Origin of the sequence: Neobacillus sp. NPDC097160 (genome assembly GCF_044762155.1) — a bacterium.
Taxonomy (GTDB): domain Bacteria; phylum Bacillota; class Bacilli; order Bacillales; family Cytobacillaceae; genus Neobacillus.
Map to the genome: position 1 here is coordinate 143,843 of NZ_JBIWDU010000001.1, position 18,789 is coordinate 162,631.

The window sequence follows — 18,789 nt, forward strand, 5'->3', positions numbered from 1 at the left end:
TTTTAATGGTGAATGAGCAAATCTCATTTGAAATGATTTCAAAAGCAGGAGAAGCATTTTCAATTCTTGTAAAGGCGCTGGAACATGCCCGGAACGGGAAACTGGAGCTGGCGGAAGAAAATATAAAAAACTCCGAAATATTAATGAATGAAGCCCATAACTTACAAACTAGTTTAATTGTGAATGAAGCAAATGGCGTTCCAAATGAATTCTCTGTGTTATTAATTCATGCTCAGGATACGTTAATGAATACCATTTTAATGTCAACCATTGTGAAAGAAATGATTCTTACGTTCAACACTTTAAGGAAGGAGATGGTATGCAATGAACAATAAACTGCACATTCTATTGCTTTGTAATTTAGGCGCATCCACAGGCATTTTAGTGTCCAAGATGAAAGAGGTTGTCAACAACAGTGAAAAACTGAAAGACAAGGATATTAAAATCGAAGCGCATCCGGCAGGAGAATTAAACGAACATATAGCTCATTTCGATGTGATGCTTCTTGGTCCGCAAATCGGCCATCGTTTTGATGAACTAAAGGAATTGGCAGATGCTCATCAAAAACCAATTGAAATCATTAATAGCAAGGATTATGGAACGATGAATGCGGGGAATATTATTAAACAAGCAATTGTCATGAATTCACAAAGGGTTAATTAATAGGGAGTTCGCTTCAATGAAATTACTCCTTAGGTTTATAGACAAACGAATCCCCACCATTCAAAAGGCGATTGCACCCTTCGCGGGGAGACTGGAGAAGCAAAAACATTTAGCTTCCATCAAAAATGGAATGCAGGACTTAACAGCCGTCTTACTTATTGGATCGTTTTTCTTTGTTATTTCAATCATTTTACAATACTTACAGAAAAACCTTGGGGTAGTAGGACAGCTTAAGCTAGATTTATTGAATATTCCGGTACAGATGACATTCGGGATGCTGTCGATCTATGCAGCTATTTCTGTATCGTATCGCCATGCGAAACGGATGGATGCCCCTATCATCCCGTCGATTTTTTCCAGCGTGTTTATTGTCGGGGTTGCTGTTGGCGGGATTACCCCGACTGGAATTGATTATGGGAATTTTGATTCAGGCGGCTTCCTCATTGCTTTAATTGTGTCGTTAGTGACAGTTGAAGTCGTAAACAAATGTACGAAATATAATCTAACCGCTAAATTTAAACACATCCCAGAAGGCAGTGTTCATACATTCCAATTCGTCATGCCCGTTGTATTGCTTGCGGCTGCCTTCCTGACTATCAATCTATTAATTGAAACTACGACAAAGCAGACTAATGTGTCAGAGTTGATCTTTCATTACCTGTTTTGGGGGATTGAATCGATTGATACACCTGTCATGGTCTTTATACTCGTTTTCCTGGAAATGCTGTTTTGGTTTATTGGCATTAATGGGTATGCTGTTTTAGCCGGTTTTATTCTACCGTTCGCCACCTTCTATTTAGGAGAGGACCTTTCGGCCGTGATGAACGGGGAGACACCGGAATATATTTTCACTCCTAACTTCTGGGATTACTTTGCTAGTTTATCAGGAGCAGGGATTGCCGGTGCCCTTGTCATCTTAGCATTGGGAAGTAAAGTGAACGGGATTAAAAGTGTTGGTAAAACAGCTGTTATTCCAAGTTTATTTTCGATTACGGAACCGATTCTCTACGGCCTGCCGATTGCTTTTAATATCTATTTGTTTATTCCATTTGTGATAGGAACGCCGATATTGGCCACCTTACAATGGTATATCTTTAAATGGGGATTTGTGAACTTCCCGGTTGTTCATGTGGCCGATGCGCCACTCCCCGTTGCTCAGGTTTTGTCCACAATGGACTGGCGGGCGTTAATCATGATGATAGTTGTCTTCATACTCGCGATCATCATGTATTACCCTTTCTTTAAGCTTTATGAAAAAAGTGTGATCGAAGAGCAAAATAATCAAGATAACGATCCGTATGCAGATCTTGATCTAGATTTTTAAACCGCATGGGAGGAAGAAAAAATGAAAACTATTACAGTCAATGGGACCAGAGATCATCAGCCTATTACCCTAACTTGTTCAAATATTGTTTTGGGATCTGGGGATTTCTTGAGACTTGATAATATGGAATTTGCCGCGCCTGTTTTAGATGAATATATGGCTCGTGGCGGTAATACGTTTGATACCGCAAGACATTATCGTCATAGTGAGAAGGCTTTGGGAACATGGATGGAAATGAGAGGCAACCGTGACAAGTTGAATATTTTAACAAAAGGATGCCACCCTGTAAGGGAAAATTCACACCAGCCAAGAGTAACCCCGGAAGCGATTGAAGAAGATTTAATGACTAGTTTAGAGTATTTAAAAACCGATCACGTTGAAATGTATGCCCTGCATCGTGATGATCCAACAAAACCGGTTGGCCCGATTATGGAAGCTCTTCATAAACAGGTTGAAGCAGGTAGAATCTACGCTATTGGCCTGTCCAATTGGGAATTGAATCGAATCATCGAAGCTGATCATTATGCAAAAGAAAATGGGTTAACCCGACTTAGCTTCAACAGCCCGAACTTAAGCCTGGCTAAGCCATTAAAGCCGCGCTGGGAAAATTGTGTGTCCGCGAACAGTGACATGGTGAAATGGCATGAAGAGACAGGCCTTCCGTTATTTTCTTGGTCCAGCCAAGCAGGGGGATTCTTCTCAGGACGCTTTGCTCCAGAGATTCGCGACGATCAAGAAATGGTCGAAGTTTATTATAGTGAGGAAAACTGGGAGAGATACAGCCGTGCTAAAGTATTAGCTGAGAAGAAACAGGCATCACCGATTCAAATCGCTTTATCCTATGTGTTATATCAATCGTTTCCTACTGCCGCTCTAATCGGTTCTGAAAATAAGAATGAATTAGTTTCTTCCATTTCAGGTGCAGCCATTGAACTTTCTCCAGAAGAGATCCATTACTTGGATTTGAAAAGAGCTGATTTGGCGTGAAAAAGATAAGGTCAAAAATTGCGGCGCAAATGTATTCCGTCCGCAAGGAATTTGCGGAGGATGCTGAAGGGACTTTAAGCAGGTTGAAGGAAATTGGTTTTGAAGCTGTTCAGCTTGACGGGATGAGAGGAAATGATCTGATTCAAGTTGCCCGTTTACTTGAAAAATATCAATTACGGGTCGCAGGTATGCATATCAAGCATGATCGGTTTTTTAACGATTTAGATGGAATCATTGAAGAGGCCTATTTATTTGGCTGCAAAACGATTTACGACAAGTATATTGATGATAAAGAACAGAACGAACAAGGCTACTGCAAAACAAAAGAAGTGTTGCTGGCAGCAGCACAAAAATTGAGTCCGCTAGGTTTTAGAGTCGGGCTTCATAATCCTGAGTATGATTACAACAATGTCATCGATGGTCGGAAAGTCATGGATTATATTACCGACCCTGTTAATGGGGTATGCATTTACCCGGAGCCAGATACGTATTGGATGACGGTGGCTGGTGAAAATCCAGTGGAAGCGATTAAGAAATACAGCGGAAGAGCTCCGATTCTCCATTTGAAAGATTATCGTTCCGGCTATGATGTGAACGATATGGATAACAATTTAATGGAGGTTGGCAGTGGTGAGATCGATATGAAATCCGTTGTGGAATGGGGAGAAGCAAACGGAGTCGAATATTATTGTGTAGAGCAGGATTATTCTAGAATTGGCATCTTTGAGAGCTTAAAAAGAGGATTCGATTATCTCGTAAGCCTGGAAGAAGAATTGTAGAGGGGGATATGGATGAACGGGAGCGATTTTACTTTCGAAACGAGATGTTTGAGTTCCCTTGAAAAAGTGTTTGCGGATGAAGAGCTAACACACCCTTCGTTTAAAAGAGCAACTTCATTGCAAAATGAAGTTTTTTCTTTTCAAGTTGCTTATCGATTTAAGGGGGAACCGATCAAAAATATCAGTGTGGAAGTACAAGCGGATATTCAATCTCCTGTTCAAGTTCGGATGGTGGGGCTGGTTCCATCGGAATACCCTAGCTTTCACGACCATGATGATCAGGTTCTCCGGACGGCACCGGGGTTATATCCAGATCCCTTGTATCCGATTGATGAAGAAGGAATGATTGGTTATCCAAACCAATGGCGATCTGTCTGGTTTACCGTTCCTATCGATAAAAAGGACCAACCGGGCGTTCATGAAATTGCCATCGTTTTTAAAAATGAAAATGGCGACCAGTTGGCGGTGGAACAATTTCAACTTGAAGTGATTCCTGTTGAATTGCCTGAACAGCAATTGATTCATACGGAATGGTTTCATACGGATTGTTTGGCTGTCCACTACGATGTGGATGTGTTTAGTGAGGGGTATTGGGAACTCGTGGACCAGTATGTAAAAACAGCAGCTGACCATGGAATCAACATGATTCTTACTCCATTGTTTACCCCGCCGCTTGATACAGAGGTAGGTGGGGAACGGCCTACTGTCCAATTAATCGGGGTAGAAAAGCATGGAGATGATTATCGTTTTTCTTTTGACAAATTGACACGCTGGATTGAGATTTGTTCAAATCGCGGCATTCAATACTTTGAATTTTCCCATTTATTTACCCAGTGGGGTGCGTACCACGCTCCGAAAATTGTCGCCGTTATTGACGGGCAGGAGCAATCAATTTTCGGCTGGGATACGGATGCAACCGGTGAGGATTATACAACGTTCCTTTTCCAGTTCCTACCGCAGTTCGTGCAATATATTAAAAGTCACCATCTGGAAAAGCAGGTTTATTTTCATATCTCCGATGAACCAAACACGGAGCATTTGGAATCCTATATGCGTGCAAGTGCATTGATCTTTACCCATCTTGCGGAATTTCCTATTATTGACGCCTTATCGGATTATGAATTTTATAAAAAAGGATTGGTTAAACAGCCGATTCCAGCGACCGATCATATCGGACCATTTCTCGATAACGGCGTACAGAATCTTTGGACTTATTATTGCAATGCCCAATATAAAGAGGTTTCTAATCGCTTTTTTAACTTCCCATCAGTCAGAACGCGGATCCTTGGTTTACAACTTTATAAACATGATATTAAGGGATTCCTGCATTGGGGCTATAATTTTTGGTTTTCACAGTATTCACGTAAACCTGTTGATCCGTTTAAGAATACAGATGCGGATATCAGCTTCCCTTCAGGTGATGCCTTTTTAGTGTATCCTGGCGAAAAAGGTCCGATTGAATCGCTCAGACTCGAGGTCTTTTTCGATGCCTTGCAGGATGTACGAGCACTAAAGTTATTGGAAGGTCTGATAGGAAGAGACGAAGTCATTGCCTTATTGGAAAATCAACTAGAGCATCCGATTACGTTTAAACAATACCCATGTCACAGTGAGTGGTTATTGAGTATCCGGGAACAAATAAATAGAAAAATAGCTGATTCTATCTAGTCTTTCAATATAGCCAGCGCATCGGTGGCTATTTTTGTACTGGTATGAACTTGATACATAGGAAGGAGCAAACTTTTATCATGTTGAAAGCGAAAGAAAAATATGTATATACACCGCCAGCAAATGGATATCCCGAGTGGAATAACAATCCGGACATTTTTGAATTAAATCGTCTGCCGGCACATGCCACCAGTATGCCGTTTTTATCGGCAGCTGCTGCCATGACAATGGACCGAATGGAGTCGCCAAACTGTCAATTGTTAAATGGTCAGTGGAAATTTGCTTTTTTCAAGAATCCTGCGGCAAGGCTTGAGGACTTTTATCAACTTGGATTCGATGAAGGTGCCATGAAGCCGATTCAAGTTCCGTCGCATTGGCAGCTTCAAGGATATGATTATCCGCAGTATACAAATATCCGCTATCCATGGGAAGAACAGGAGGACCTCAAGCCGCCATTTGCACCAACGGACTATAATCCTGTTGGTCAATACATTACCTATTTTGATATTCCGAAAGAATGGGACAACCAGCCTGTGTATATTCATTTTGCTGGCGTGGAATCAGCTTTTTACGTTTGGGTAAATGGCGATTTGGTCGGATATGGCGAAGACAGCTTCACGCCAAGCGAGTTTGATCTCACACCATATTTAATAGAAGGAAAAAATAAATTAGCGGTAGAAGTCTATCGCTGGAGTGATGCCAGCTGGTTAGAGGATCAAGACTTTTGGCGGCTAAGCGGTATTTTTCGAGATGTCTACCTCTATACCACACCACTTCTTCATGTTCGGGATTATTTTGTACATACTCATTTGGATCAGGAGTATATAAACGCTGAGTTGTCTATTGATTTCAAGTTGTCGAATTATGCCAGTTTGTACGATGTTCCGGTAACGATTGAGGCACAATTATACGATCCCGCCGGTAACAAGGTTTTTCAAGAAATGGTGGCTGAGCAGTACAGGCAGTCCGAAGAAGAGGCAGAGCTGCACTTTAGTAAAAAGATTCTCTCACCGTCGCTTTGGAGCGCTGAAAAACCTTTGCTATATACCTTTGTTGTTACCGTGGAAAATAGGGAAGGGGCGATCATGGAGGCGCAAAGCTGTAAAGTGGGCTTTCGAAAAATTGAAATCAAAGACTGCCTGATGCTGATCAATGGCAAACGCGTTGTGTTTAACGGTGTGAACCGCCATGAATTTTCCCATCTAAGGGGACGCTCGATTACCAAGGAAGAAATGGTTCACGATATCTTGGCGATGAAACAGCATAATATTAATGCCGTCCGTACCTCCCACTATCCGAATCATCCTTATTGGTATGAGTTATGTGATCAATATGGTTTATATGTGATCGATGAAACCAACTTAGAAACGCACGGTTCGTGGAGGTATGGCCAAGAGGAAATAAATGATACCGTTCCAGGGGATCGTGAAGAGTGGACGGCAAATGTCATCGACCGCTGCCATTCCATGCTGCACCGGGATAAAAACCATCCTTCCATTGTGATCTGGTCCCTCGGAAATGAATCGTTTGGCGGCACAAACTTTATCAAAATGAAGGAACATATGAAGACCGAGGACCCAACCCGGCTTGTACACTACGAAGGGGTGACGCAATACCGAGCCTCGAATGAAGCAACTGAAATCGAAAGCAGGATGTATGAGTCTCCGTCTATGCTTGAGGAATATGCTTTACAGGCAGAAATGAGTCCTGTTCCGGTAAAGCCTTATATTGTCTGTGAATATGCGCATGCGATGGGAAATTCAGTCGGAAATCTCTATCAATATACAGACCTTTTTCAAAAATACCCAATTTTGCAAGGAGGTTTTATTTGGGATTTTAAAGATCAGGCCATACAAACGACCGCCGATACCGGTGAAACGTACTTAGCATATGGCGGTGACTTTGGCGAATCACCGCATGACGGGAATTTCTGCGGCAACGGTCTGTTATTTGGGGACGGGTCGTTAACACCGGAAATTTTTGAAGTAAAAAAATGCTATCAACCGATTGATGTTCGTTTTGAGGACAACGTTCTTACTGTGGTCAATAAACAGTTATTTACCGATGTGGGCGAATATGAAACAAGATGGACGATGTTGAGAGATGGGGAAGAAATAGCAAGTGATACTCTTAGGGTCACTTGTCCGCCATTATCACAGGCCGTTATAGACTTAACCGATGTTCTCGCAAAGTTGGTAAAAGCAGACCAGGAATCTATTCTCACGATTAGTTTTCATACCGTGACGGATCAGCCATGGGCTAATAAGGGGCATGAAATTGCCTTTGATCAATTTGTCCTATCGGAACGAAGCGTTGTTTCGCCGGTACAAGGGAGACCTTTTAAAAATATCGATGAAACCGATGACCAGTTGAAAATAGAAGGGGACACCTTTACTGTGTTCATCAGCAAATCAACAGGGTTGATTACCTCTTTGGTGATACAGGGTGCAGAGATATTAGCTGATCCTATTGTTCCGAATTTCTGGCGGGCGCTAACGGATAATGACCGCGGCAACAAGTTAGGGGAGCGTGCGGGAATTTGGGAACATGCCGGCAGGACGGCTAAGCTTGAGCAATTTAAAGTTGAAGAGACGGTTGGTAAAGTTGTGGTTCGCACTGTCCTTCAATTGCAAACGTCTCCTCTATCACAATGTATCATTGGGTACGAAATAACCGGCTTCGGGGAAGTACGGGTTGTATTTGAACTGGTGCCTGGTGAAGGGCTGCCGGAAATACCAGAAATCGGGCTGATTCTCCCATTGGAGAAGTCGTTTGAACATCTGTCATGGTACGGAAAGGGCCCGCATGAAAATTACTGGGACCGTGAAAAGGGTGCCAAAATCGGCCGTTACGTTTCCACCGTTACAAATGAGTTTGTTCCCTATTTAAAACCGCAGGAACATGGGAATAAGACCGATGTTCGTTCCTTTGAAATTGCAAATAAGCAGGGAGTAAAACTGCGTGTTACGGGTGAGTCATTACTAGAAATCAATGCTGGTGCCTACTCGGCGACTGAGTTACAGGAAGCGGGCCATACGTATCAATTGCCGGAACGGACGAAAACTTATGTGCGTGTCAACCATAAGCAAATGGGCGTCGGCGGTGATGACTCCTGGGAGGCTAAAACACATCCTGAATTCACACTATTTGCTGATCAAACATATCGCTATGTATTCCGATTCGTGTGCCTGTGATGGCCATCTGAAAAATATTGTAAAAGCTGACGTGTCGAGCAAACTAATGGTTGACAGGTACAGAGAGCGGTTATTAAAGGTAAAATCATAGATGGAAGCGGAGGCCATTTCTCTTGCTTCTTTCTTTGCGAATTAACATGGGGCGGTTTTTGGAAAGACCGATCCCTTTCACCTAAAAGGAGGTATTAAAGTATGTTAGGAGCAATTGAAGCAGGCGGAACAAAGTTTGTTTGTGCTGTTGGGGATGAAAATGGTCAAATCCATGAGCGGATTCAGATTCCGACAACGGTGCCAGAAGAAACAATAGGTCAGGTGTTGGAGTTTTTCCGGCAGTATTCGCTGGAAGCTATCGGGATTGGTTCTTTTGGCCCGATTGATGTAAACCGGGAGAGTTCAACATATGGTTATATCACGTCGACCCCTAAGGTGGCTTGGAGGAATTATCCGTTTGTCCAAGCATTGAAAGAGGCATTTAATGTTCCGGTTGGTTTTACGACAGATGTGAATGCGGCGGCATTAGGTGAAGTATCGATTGGAGCTGCCAAAGGATTGGACAGCTGCTTGTACATAACGGTTGGCACTGGAATTGGGGCTGGGGCTGTTGTTCAAGGCAAGCTTTTGGAAGGATTGTCCCATCCGGAAATGGGACATATCCTGGTGCGGCGTCATGAGGACGACCATTATAAAGGAAAATGTCCGTACCATCATGATTGTTTAGAGGGGCTTGCGGCCGGACCGGCTATTGAGGAACGCTGGGGTGATAAGGGCGTAAACCTTGTGACCCGGCCTGAGGTCTGGGATTTAGAAGGGTATTATATCGCTCAGGCGTTGATGCAGTACATTTTGATTCTTTCTCCAAAAAGAATAATCTTAGGAGGAGGAGTCGCGAAACAGGAGCAGGTATTTAGTGCGGTCTCTAAGTACTTGCCAGAGTTACTTAATGATTATTTGGCGTTACCGGATCTGGCTGAATATATTGTGAGCCCGGGTCTTGGGGACAACGCTGGAATTACTGGGGCGCTTATTCTGGCGAAGCAGGCTCTTTAAGACAAGAGCGCAGGCCAGGTTTGTATTAAATTGAACAACTCAAAATAAAGGCCTTTTCTCACGTTAATGAGGAACGGCCTTTTTGGTAATATAAGAATTTATTTTTTACTTATTCAGCAATAATAAGTTGAATGTTATTCTTTTGTGCGTAATTCTCGTAAACTTCATTAGGCATGGTATCTGTTACAAGATAATCAATCTTATCTAATCCGCAATAGGTCATTAACCCGTATTTATCAAATTTATCATGGTCAACTAATAAAAATACTTCAGAGCTTCTGTTCACAATGGAAGCTTTTAATTCGCTTTCAAGTGGTGAAGAATTCGTAACACCATTTGATAAGGAAACTCCTGTTGAAGCCATAAATGCTTTATTAATATTATAAGCATTTAAAATATCCATATATTTCAAGATCCCGAATGCCTTTGTCTTTCTTTCAAGTATTCCGCCTGCTGTAATCACGTTTAAATTTTCGAAAGGAAGTGCACGAATGATAAAATCAAGGCTATTGGTGATTACCGTGACCTGTTTGTTATTGATATATTCAATCAATTCAATTGTAGTTGTACCAGAATCGATAAAAATAATATCTCCGTCCTGTACATAATTCGCTGCAACTTTCCCAATCATTTCCTTTTCTGTTTGATTACGTACTCGCCTGTCATGGAAAGATTCTAATTTAGCACGCTTGTCATCATTTACAGCTACGCCGCCGTATACCTTTTTAAAATCCCCTTTTTCAACCAGTTCCTGAACATCACGGCGAATCGTGTTTTTAGATACGTTAAACACGTTCATTAATTCATCTAAAGATACTGATTTATGCTCGATAATATACTCTTCAATTTTATTGATTCGTTTATCTTTAATCATTCCTATTCACCCTTTATTTTCCAAATAACTTCAAATTGGTGCCGTTTTCAATATATCAATATTAATTATATATTACCAACAAATTATCAAAACTTCATTATGTAAATCAAGAATTTGTTAGATAAATAATTACCTAACTCTTTTTTTAACCTTTTTTCCTACTAATTTATTTCAAAATGAAAAAATCTTGACTGTAGCGTTTAAAAAATTGAGATGATATCATCAAGATCTAATCAAGATTTAACAATAATGATTTAATGGATTTACAGTATGATACGTATTCTAAAACGCTTTAAAGAACTGAGCCAAAACTAGGTAGTAAAAGACAAAAAGGAGATTTAGACATAAGTCTTAATCTCCTTTCCATTTTCATTTAACTTGCCTCATTGAAGTGCCAGCAATGTCATTTGTTGCCCTCTGTTTCCTTCGAGTGTTAGTGTTACTTTTTTTCCTTGGTGGTTAAATAGTTCATTTATCATGTTTTCGGAGGCTTTTGCAGCATACGTGTGGCCATCAGGGGTGATAAAACGAAATGTTCCCTCAGAGTCTACTCCTCCTATTTGAGCTGTTACTCTTATTTGATTAGGAGTAGAGGCAGGAATGTTGATTGCTTGGCCAATTTTCAACTTTGTTGGGTTCACTGATGGATTTAGTGCTTGAATGGAAGCGACAGAGACCCCTAATGCTTTACTAATTTTTGTAAATGTATCACCGCTCTTAATCATATACAAAGATGAACTTATTGTTGTGCTATCCTTATTAATAGACTCGGCAGATTTGTTATTCGTTAAATATGCGGCACTAACAAACGCTGCTTTGCCGTTGAACTGAATTTGAGCCCAACCATTAGAGGTGGCTGTCACAGACACACGGTCGTTTAATTTTAACGAACCTAGAACAGCACTGCTCGTAGTAGCAGCTTCCCTCACTCTCAATGACGATGCAGTCACAACCATTGTTTTTGCTTGAGATTCAACTGCTTGTTTTTGCGAAAGATAGGTATCACTCACAAAACAAACTCGCCCTTTAATCAGAATGCCGGCCCATCCGTCCTCTACGAATGCAACCTTCATAACATCCCCTTTTTTATATGTTCCGGTAATACTACTTGCAGTGTTTGGCTGAGAGCGAACATTTAGTGTTGTGGCAATAACAGTTCTGTCCTCTACTTTTGGTAATAGAATTTTTTTACCGTCAATGGAAGACAGCCCATTGGCATCTAATATTTCCTGCGCTGTGACACCATGTAACGCAGCAATTGTTTCAATTTTTTCACCACTTTTAACCTGATACGTGTATTCTTGAATAAATGCTGCATTCGCGCTTGTATACAAACCGAGAACAACGGTAAAAATGCCAGTCACTACAAGTTTTTTTACTATATTTGTTTGAATCCATTGGCTAACCTGTGAAACATATGTATTCCAATTTGCCTGAATATCTTTTAAGTATCCTTTGACATCTAGTACATTTCGAATATCAAACTGCACGCTTTTATAATATTCACGTTTTTCCATCCGTGAGGTGAAAACGGGCACACTCTTCGTTTGCTTGCTTTTTCCGTACGTTTCTTTCCTGCTTAGCGTTAATTCACCATTTACAACTAATTCTTTTGTCAAAATCACCATATCTCCAATTCTCTCTTTTTAGTTAAAAATAAGATATCCCCCTCTGTAATATTCGCCGTGCGGGATCATTTTCTGTCCCAATTTGTCATAATTAGCCGAAAATAGATGATGTTGGGCTAACTAACATAATTTTTATAACCTAGCCGTAAATGGTGAGGAACTATTTGTAAGTTGGACCTCTGATCGAACCTTTTAAAAAATTTTATCAAATTGTCGCCTGATTTTTTTCCACAAAAAAAACGGCCTGAATGAAGGGATCATTCGGCCGCCCTATGAATTGGTAAATAAGAACCAATTTTGTGTGCATAAAGGTCTGAATATTTGTATTGTCTGGAATCTTTATAAAACTGTAAATGAATTTTAATAATGTTCCAATATGATATACATAAAGGAGTGTGAGGTTATTGAACACAGTGAAATGGTTTTGGCACTATTTAATCATTAGTTACTACAAATCCAGACTCTCCATCGATCATGATTGCAAAGAAGTTTTAAGGAAAAGAATGAGGTATCATAGAATTAAGCAATATCTTTTAGAGAATAAATAAACTTTGTAAAGGAAAAGTTTTACCATTATAAAAAAGGGGAGGTGGGCAGCATCATGATTAAAGGAGTTATATTTGATTTTGATGGGTTACTTGTAGATACTGAGACCGTTTGGTATGAGGCGTTTAAAGAGGTACTTTTGGAAAAACATTCGGTTGAACTGGACCTAGCGGGCTACTCCCGATGTGTGGGTACAGGCAATGATGTCTTATATCCTTACATTCATGAAATCACAGGGAAGCCAGTAGATTGTGAGCAATTAGAGAATGATGCTTACGACAAAGTTAGAGTTAAAATGAATGCCCTTATTCTTAGAGAAGGGGTGAAGGAATACCTGGATGAAGCGAAACAACACAACTTGATCATTGGTTTAGCCTCCAGTTCGTCCAGAGAGTGGGTTATAGGATATCTTGAACAACTGGATATTATTGATTATTTCCATGTTATCAATACTAAAGATGATGTTACTAGGGTTAAACCAGATCCGGAGTTATATAAAAAAACATTAAGCGATTGCAGCTTGCTGCCGACAGAAGCGATCGCCTTCGAGGATTCATTAAATGGTTTACAAGCAGCAAAACAAGCCGGAATTCGCTGCGTGATCGTCCCAAACAATGTGACGAGAAATTTAGAGTTTATCCATCATGACTATCACCTCGATTCGATGAAGCAAGAGAAGATGAGTGAAGTAATAAAGAAGATTTTTGGCACAGGGCTAGAAGCCCCGCTTGGCTAAAATTTTGAAAAAAGGCCGGATTCATTGCGAACCCGGCCTTTCTCATTTAGATAGTGAAGAAGGAGAATCGTCCCCCTGCTCCCAAAACTATTGATTTGCCAATTGATCACGGTCTGCTGATAGTGGTGGTTCCTCCAGCCAGCCGTTTTGAATCATGAGGGTTGCGCCGTCCGCTGCATATGAAGCGATTTCGGCGGATAACCTTAAGTACTGAAGAGACAAGTCTTTTCTCATGCTTGTTGCCATGCTTGTTGCATAATACCCAATACTAAGAGCAGTTAACGAAGTGGTCATAAACATCATTATTTTATCTGAAAATGGAGCGACCGTGGAATCTGTGATGCCGATATCCCAAGTCATAGGGACAGGCAAATTATCTTCTTCTAACAATGAACCAAATACCTTCATATGTTTAAAAGCAATTTCTTTTCCTCTTATCATGAATGCTCCGACTTCTTTTGATTGCGCCACCTGACTATATCCCATCATTGTGGCAGACCCAAGTGCGTTTTTTTGGAGATTTGAAAATAAGTTTGTAATTTCGATTGCTGATAAAGGCCTTTTTTTACCTAATAGTTCAACCATCCAATTTTGATCTTTTACAAAATTCACCTCTTTAGGAGGAATTATATGGGGGGAACGAATGAACAAACCTTTTGATAACAAAAGACTTTTAGCCTTCGTATCATATTCCTTCAATTCAAGAAGGCATTCAGAAAAGTAAGAATCTATATCTGACCGTACGGCTAATGTCTTGGAAAGTGCATAAAAATGAAGAGCGGGTATTCCCATGTTATAAATGAAAAATAGGATAAAATTATCTGAAAACAATCTGGGAGCGGAAGTATTCACATCCTCCTCTACGTGAAATCCATGCGGCACTGGGTAACCTTCTTTTTGGAAAATGGCCGTTAGTTTTTGTATGTGAGCTTCCGCAAGATCTAATCCATGCTTTATGATGGGCCGTAATTCGGTATCTTCAGCTATTCCTAAGAAATAGGTAAACAAACATTTACTCATGCTGCTATTTATATATGCCGTCCAAAGTTGAGAGACTTCTGAAGCCGTTAATTTAATGTGTTCAGTTCCCATCCACGAACCCCCTTACATTTTGACTACCGATTATTATTCACATCATCGGTTCAAAATATTCCGTGAAGCAGGGGGACCGGAGCACCTAGTTCTATAGCAGATGATTGGCTATCAAAAAAGAAAGCTCTCTATTGTGGAAAACGCTCTAGCTATTTTTCAAAAAGCACTTAAGTTAAAGACAATAATTTTACTAAATCCGCTTCAATGCTGCTTGGATCTATCGTTGGGGCATAGCGTTTCATCACCTGGCCGTTCCGGTTGACTAGGAATTTTGTGAAATTCCATTTGATTCTAGGGGATAGAAGACCTGTCTTTTGTTCCTTTAAAAACTTGAATAACGGATCTGCAAAGGGGCCATTTACGTCGACTTTTGCAAAAATAGGAAAGGTTACACCGTAGTTTAACTGGCAAAATTCTGTCGTTTTTTCAATTTGGTTAAATTCTTGATTGTTAAATTGGGAACATGGAAAACCCAATATCTCCAACCCGCTATCCTTGTATGTCTCATATAATTGTTGAAGGCCTTTAAATTGGGGAGTAAATCCGCATTTGCTGGCTGTATTGACAATGATTAAAGGCTTGCCTTCGTATTCTTGTAAGGATTTCTCCTCACCATTCGGCATTTTTACTTGAAAGTCATAAACGGTTTTCATTATAAACACTCCTTTAAAATTGGATATTCGCCAGGTTTTACAGGGAAAATTGGATAAATGCACCATTTCAATAAGTATAAACTATCCTTTAGAATTTCACCTCTATTTTCACTATAAAGAGTAAAAGTTGAAGTTTGAAAAGACCTACCTTTTCTAGTGGAGTCCAGAAATGGCAGGTCTTTTTTTAGGTATTCTTGTCGGTCTAATTGCTTTTATTTCTTATCAATTTTTATTTCGTGAATTGTCGGGTTTTTTCCTTCCGGCCATTCAATATTTAGGTCAAGAATTTCCGGAATTTGCTTTGTATCAAAGAATTGGTAGCCTGATACAATGGTTCCGAGTTTTCTCCAGCCAGTTGAAGTTCTTACGGAAATCTTACTTCCGGATAAGCTGTTTGGATCTTCTAAAATGGTGATTCCTGTTACGCTTGTGCCGGCTTCCCCAATATGATAAAGTATTTCTCCAGCTTCTGTTCCAGCCGGCATGAATTTCGTATTCAGTTTGCCATCAACAAGATTATCCTTTGCATACCCTAGTTTCGCTGCTGCATTGGTTGTAATCGTCGGATCATTGTTTTCCGGGTAGTAGGCACCATCGTTGATCACCAATTCTTGCATTCTAATCCACTTATCTGACCCGACTTTCGTTCGTGTCACTTTAAATCGCAAATACTTGATTTTTTGATCTAAATCTCGGACTTCTTTTGTCCGATAGGGGGCTTCCAGTTTATCAAAGATTGCATCAATCTGGTCTTCATTCGTTGCTTCGCCCTCGTTTGCACCGTCTTGGCTGCCAAAGGTCATCACGGTCGTCCACTCGTTTCCATCTAAAGAAGCCTCAAGGATGGCATGTCTTGGATAGTCATGTTCGCCTTCTGCAATAACCGCTTTTAGACTATTCAGTGTGATTTCCTGGCCCATATCAAACGTAATATATTTTCCAGATAATTGACTGTTTTTTAACCAACCAGGTGTGGTGAAATCGGCGTCAAACAGCGCCAGTGGATTTTCCGTACTTGTGTAATTTGTCTCTTTCACTGATTTCGGTTCAACTTCAAACGATGTTACTTTAAAAATATCTAAAGTAAATTCAACTGGCTTCGCTTGTTTATTTAATAGCCTTACATATCTGGCGTCAGATGGAGCTGAGTTACTTTTTACCTTCTCCCACTTTATGCCGTTTAATGATGTTTCCAATGTTAACCCTTTTTCAGAAGGTGCTTTGATATCGGTTACATCTTTGACCCTGCTTAATTTTACGCCGAGATATTCATCTTTGTGGAGGGTAATTGCACCTGCATCTGTTATCGAAGTCACAGACTTCTCTTCATTTATAGATACATTTTTATATGCATCGACATTTGTAAAAATACTTGCTTTTGTTTCTGTTTTCTCAAGATCTAGCAGTGCTGCCACCTTTGGAGAAATCTTGTTCTCTAGGTTCGTTGTAAAAGGCTGCAGCCGTTTTTTAGCAGGTGTTGTTTTCATCGTGCCGCTTAAAAGTGGGCGATCATAGTTTAAGCTTTGCTGGCGTAAAGCCGTCGCTTTTGCGAAATGATCCCAGGTTTCGGCTTTATTGCCTGCTTCAATGGCCAAGTCTGTTTTGATAAACTGAATATCCGCAAGGACCATATCCCGTAATCCTTTTACAAATGGCTCTAACTCTTTCTTTAACTTTTCATTTTTCGTTTTTGCCAAAAATCCATTTGCGGCATCGGCAATTTTTTGCAGTTCAGCGATTGCTTCAGGTGCAGAATCTTTTAACGTGCTGCCGTTGTTTACTTTAGACGTAATCGAATCTAACAAACTCTTGATATCTTCACTCTCTGATAGTTTAAGACCGTTAGGATCAGCGTCAGACATATGTTTGGCTAAGGTATGAAGCTCTGCTGCTGCATCTGGTTCGATATAGTTAAAGCCATCTTCCCAACTTTTTTGGGCGTTAAACGTCTCTGTGTTCCATGTATAATCAGCAATGGCAAAAAGCGCAACCTTTGAGGCTTCTGCTTCTTGCATTGGGTTTGTTACGGCACCGGCAAGATTTTTAATTCCAGGCTCCAGCATTTCTCCTTTACCTAAAAATACACGCGACATATCGACATCATTGACTGGCCAGTTGAGCCAGAATAGTGGATCCCTTCTTTCGACTCCGCCATTACTTCTAGTCTTAAATGTATCAATGGTAGACTGGACGATAGGTGCACAAGTTGTCGAGCCAGTCCAGAAAATTTGAATGTTTTTATCGAATCCCTGCTCATAAGAATTCAACTCGGCAGGATTCCAAGCCCAGCTTGAATTATAGCTTGCAGGACAATAAAGAATATCATAAACATCGCCTTTTGCTTTTGCCCAGTCGGAAACTGAATGCATCAAGGCGATAACATAATCACGCGGCAGACTGCCTACATCATCACCTAAAACGCCGAATTGACGAACCCCAACATCGTATAATTGTTCGAATTTTGCCAGCATTTTATCGGTATTTTCTTGAAGTTTAAGCATCGGATCGCCGCCTGTTTGCGAGATCTTCGCTACTTCCGCTAATGGAGAAATTGTCCAAACGAAACGAGTTTTATTCTCATTTCCTACTTGCGCCATTTCTTTAATTTCTGCTAATTTTTCGGGCGGATAAACTTCTGCCCATTTTTCTCTATGATAAGGGTCATCCTTTGGTGCAAATACATAGGATGTCATTTTGAAATTACCGCCAAATTTCATCAGCGACATGCGGTCCTCATTGCTCCATGGAATGCCGTAGTATCCTTCAATAAATCCTCTGATTTTTGTATTGGCATAGTCTTGAATGGTTAAATTTCTGACTTCTTTGCCTGCAGCTTGGGCCAAGATGGCATTTAACGTTACCACACCATAGAAGCTGGCGTCGGTATCTTTTCCTAAAATCGTAATCGTATTTTTTTGGATTTCTAATTGATAGGCATCAATTTTAGTGAAATCCATGCCTTCGCTGTTTACTTTGTTTTCAGCATAAATATCTACAGGGCCGTTTGAGCCTTTCGTTCCTACTAAAATATTCATTTTGTCGTCAGCAGGCTGTGTCCCAATGCTTGGAGCCGGGTAGCCATTTTGTTTCAACACGTTTTCTACTTTTTTCTTTGTTACGGAATCAATGGTGTCGTCATAGATGACTTGGATCGCTTTGTCTAATTTAAGCGAGCCTTCATGATAGGTTACTTTGTGAGGTATAGGGTATATTTCATACTCTTTTGAAGAATTTTCATTTGCAGAAGCCGCAGGTGCTGTCATTCCAATTACTGTAGTGAATAGCACCGTAAAAATGATAGCTAGATTGAGCCAAAACTTTTGTTTCAAGTCGTTTCCTTCTTTCTAGATAATTTTATATTTCACTCCTGAAGATAGCGTTCTCCCGCAGATCACATCCCTCTTTAATTTTTCAATAATTGGTTTTTGTAATTAAAAAAGGCATGGAAAACAGCCGAGAGTGCTCTCGTTTTGTTTTCCATGCCTAGTATGATCTAGTAACATGAAACCAATTATATACCCCGATTCTAAACCGCTTACAATTCCAACGTCAATACATTAACTTATTTTTAGTAAAAATTTACTATTTAAAAGTTTGA

14 protein-coding genes are annotated in these 18,789 nt (G+C 40.4%); 9 read left to right on the forward strand and 5 right to left on the reverse strand.

The window, feature by feature from the left end:
- Positions 1–5: 5 nt before the first annotated feature.
- The 8 genes from ACIQXV_RS00690 (at position 6) to ACIQXV_RS00725 (ending at position 9,662) form a co-directional block, all read left to right on the forward strand.
- Positions 6–335 carry a PTS sugar transporter subunit IIA gene (locus tag ACIQXV_RS00690; protein ID WP_402954525.1) on the forward strand — a complete coding sequence of 110 codons (330 nt, stop codon included), beginning with the start codon at positions 6–8 and terminating at the stop codon, positions 333–335.
- Positions 325–663 (forward strand): PTS sugar transporter subunit IIB, encoded by a 339-nt coding sequence (locus ACIQXV_RS00695; protein WP_149871815.1) that lies wholly within the window; start codon positions 325–327, stop codon positions 661–663. The genes ACIQXV_RS00690 and ACIQXV_RS00695 overlap by 11 nt, the downstream gene beginning before the upstream one ends.
- A gap of 16 nt (positions 664–679) precedes the next feature.
- On the forward strand, positions 680–1,987 hold the full coding sequence (locus ACIQXV_RS00700; protein WP_402954528.1) for a PTS sugar transporter subunit IIC: 1,308 nt from the start codon (positions 680–682) through the stop codon (positions 1,985–1,987).
- Positions 1,988–2,008: 21 nt separating this feature from the next.
- Positions 2,009–2,974 carry an aldo/keto reductase gene (locus tag ACIQXV_RS00705; protein ID WP_402954531.1) on the forward strand — a complete coding sequence of 322 codons (966 nt, stop codon included), beginning with the start codon at positions 2,009–2,011 and terminating at the stop codon, positions 2,972–2,974.
- A gap of 29 nt (positions 2,975–3,003) precedes the next feature.
- Positions 3,004–3,753, forward strand: coding sequence for a sugar phosphate isomerase/epimerase family protein (locus ACIQXV_RS00710; protein WP_402955223.1), 750 nt, complete (start codon positions 3,004–3,006; stop codon positions 3,751–3,753).
- Positions 3,754–3,765: 12 nt separating this feature from the next.
- A complete protein-coding gene (locus tag ACIQXV_RS00715) occupies positions 3,766–5,421 on the forward strand; it encodes a DUF4091 domain-containing protein (protein WP_402954534.1) in 1,656 nt (551 codons plus the stop codon).
- Positions 5,422–5,501: 80 nt separating this feature from the next.
- Positions 5,502–8,615 (forward strand): beta-galactosidase, LacZ type, encoded by a 3,114-nt coding sequence (lacZ, locus tag ACIQXV_RS00720; RefSeq protein ID WP_402954537.1) that lies wholly within the window; start codon positions 5,502–5,504, stop codon positions 8,613–8,615.
- Between the two features lie 192 nt (positions 8,616–8,807).
- Positions 8,808–9,662, forward strand: a complete 855-nt coding sequence (locus ACIQXV_RS00725) for an ROK family protein (protein ID WP_402954540.1) — start codon at positions 8,808–8,810, stop codon at positions 9,660–9,662.
- Between the two features lie 109 nt (positions 9,663–9,771).
- Here ACIQXV_RS00725 and ACIQXV_RS00730 read toward each other — a convergent pair whose 3' ends face one another.
- A complete protein-coding gene (locus ACIQXV_RS00730) occupies positions 9,772–10,536 on the reverse strand; it encodes a DeoR/GlpR family DNA-binding transcription regulator (protein WP_402954543.1) in 765 nt (254 codons plus the stop codon).
- A 383-nt stretch (positions 10,537–10,919) separates the two neighbouring features.
- Complete coding sequence (locus ACIQXV_RS00735; protein WP_402954546.1) at positions 10,920–12,155, reverse strand: SH3 domain-containing protein; 1,236 nt, start codon at positions 12,153–12,155, stop codon at positions 10,920–10,922.
- Between the two features lie 610 nt (positions 12,156–12,765).
- On the opposite strand from ACIQXV_RS00735, the gene ACIQXV_RS00740 reads away from it, so the two are divergent.
- Positions 12,766–13,446: an HAD family hydrolase gene (locus tag ACIQXV_RS00740; RefSeq protein WP_402954549.1), complete on the forward strand. Its 681-nt coding sequence runs from the start codon at positions 12,766–12,768 to the stop codon at positions 13,444–13,446.
- Between the two features lie 87 nt (positions 13,447–13,533).
- Here ACIQXV_RS00740 and ACIQXV_RS00745 read toward each other — a convergent pair whose 3' ends face one another.
- The 3 genes from ACIQXV_RS00745 to ACIQXV_RS00755 all read right to left on the reverse strand — a co-directional run bounded on the left by ACIQXV_RS00745 (position 13,534) and on the right by ACIQXV_RS00755 (position 18,520).
- Complete coding sequence (locus ACIQXV_RS00745; protein WP_402954552.1) at positions 13,534–14,538, reverse strand: DUF3231 family protein; 1,005 nt, start codon at positions 14,536–14,538, stop codon at positions 13,534–13,536.
- A 167-nt stretch (positions 14,539–14,705) separates the two neighbouring features.
- Positions 14,706–15,191 (reverse strand): glutathione peroxidase, encoded by a 486-nt coding sequence (locus ACIQXV_RS00750; protein ID WP_402954555.1) that lies wholly within the window; start codon positions 15,189–15,191, stop codon positions 14,706–14,708.
- A gap of 212 nt (positions 15,192–15,403) precedes the next feature.
- Positions 15,404–18,520 carry a glycoside hydrolase family 84 protein gene (locus tag ACIQXV_RS00755; RefSeq protein WP_402954558.1) on the reverse strand — a complete coding sequence of 1,039 codons (3,117 nt, stop codon included), beginning with the start codon at positions 18,518–18,520 and terminating at the stop codon, positions 15,404–15,406.
- Between the last annotated feature and the right edge of the window lie 269 nt (positions 18,521–18,789).

Excerpts from the sequence above, each read along its gene's own strand:
- ACIQXV_RS00690 (WP_402954525.1), top strand. The coding sequence starts at position 6 with ATGGTGAATGAGCAAATCTCATTTGAAATGATTTCAAAAGCAGGAGAA.
- ACIQXV_RS00695 (WP_149871815.1), top strand. The coding sequence starts at position 325 with ATGAACAATAAACTGCACATTCTATTGCTTTGTAATTTAGGCGCATCC.
- ACIQXV_RS00700 (WP_402954528.1), top strand. The coding sequence starts at position 680 with ATGAAATTACTCCTTAGGTTTATAGACAAACGAATCCCCACCATTCAA.
- ACIQXV_RS00705 (WP_402954531.1), top strand. The coding sequence starts at position 2,009 with ATGAAAACTATTACAGTCAATGGGACCAGAGATCATCAGCCTATTACC.
- ACIQXV_RS00710 (WP_402955223.1), top strand. The coding sequence starts at position 3,004 with ATGTATTCCGTCCGCAAGGAATTTGCGGAGGATGCTGAAGGGACTTTA.
- ACIQXV_RS00715 (WP_402954534.1), top strand. The coding sequence starts at position 3,766 with ATGAACGGGAGCGATTTTACTTTCGAAACGAGATGTTTGAGTTCCCTT.
- lacZ (WP_402954537.1), top strand. The coding sequence starts at position 5,502 with ATGTTGAAAGCGAAAGAAAAATATGTATATACACCGCCAGCAAATGGA.
- ACIQXV_RS00725 (WP_402954540.1), top strand. The coding sequence starts at position 8,808 with ATGTTAGGAGCAATTGAAGCAGGCGGAACAAAGTTTGTTTGTGCTGTT.
- ACIQXV_RS00730 (WP_402954543.1), bottom strand. The coding sequence starts at position 10,536 with ATGATTAAAGATAAACGAATCAATAAAATTGAAGAGTATATTATCGAG.
- ACIQXV_RS00740 (WP_402954549.1), top strand. The coding sequence starts at position 12,766 with ATGATTAAAGGAGTTATATTTGATTTTGATGGGTTACTTGTAGATACT.
- ACIQXV_RS00745 (WP_402954552.1), bottom strand. The coding sequence starts at position 14,538 with ATGGGAACTGAACACATTAAATTAACGGCTTCAGAAGTCTCTCAACTT.
- ACIQXV_RS00750 (WP_402954555.1), bottom strand. The coding sequence starts at position 15,191 with ATGAAAACCGTTTATGACTTTCAAGTAAAAATGCCGAATGGTGAGGAG.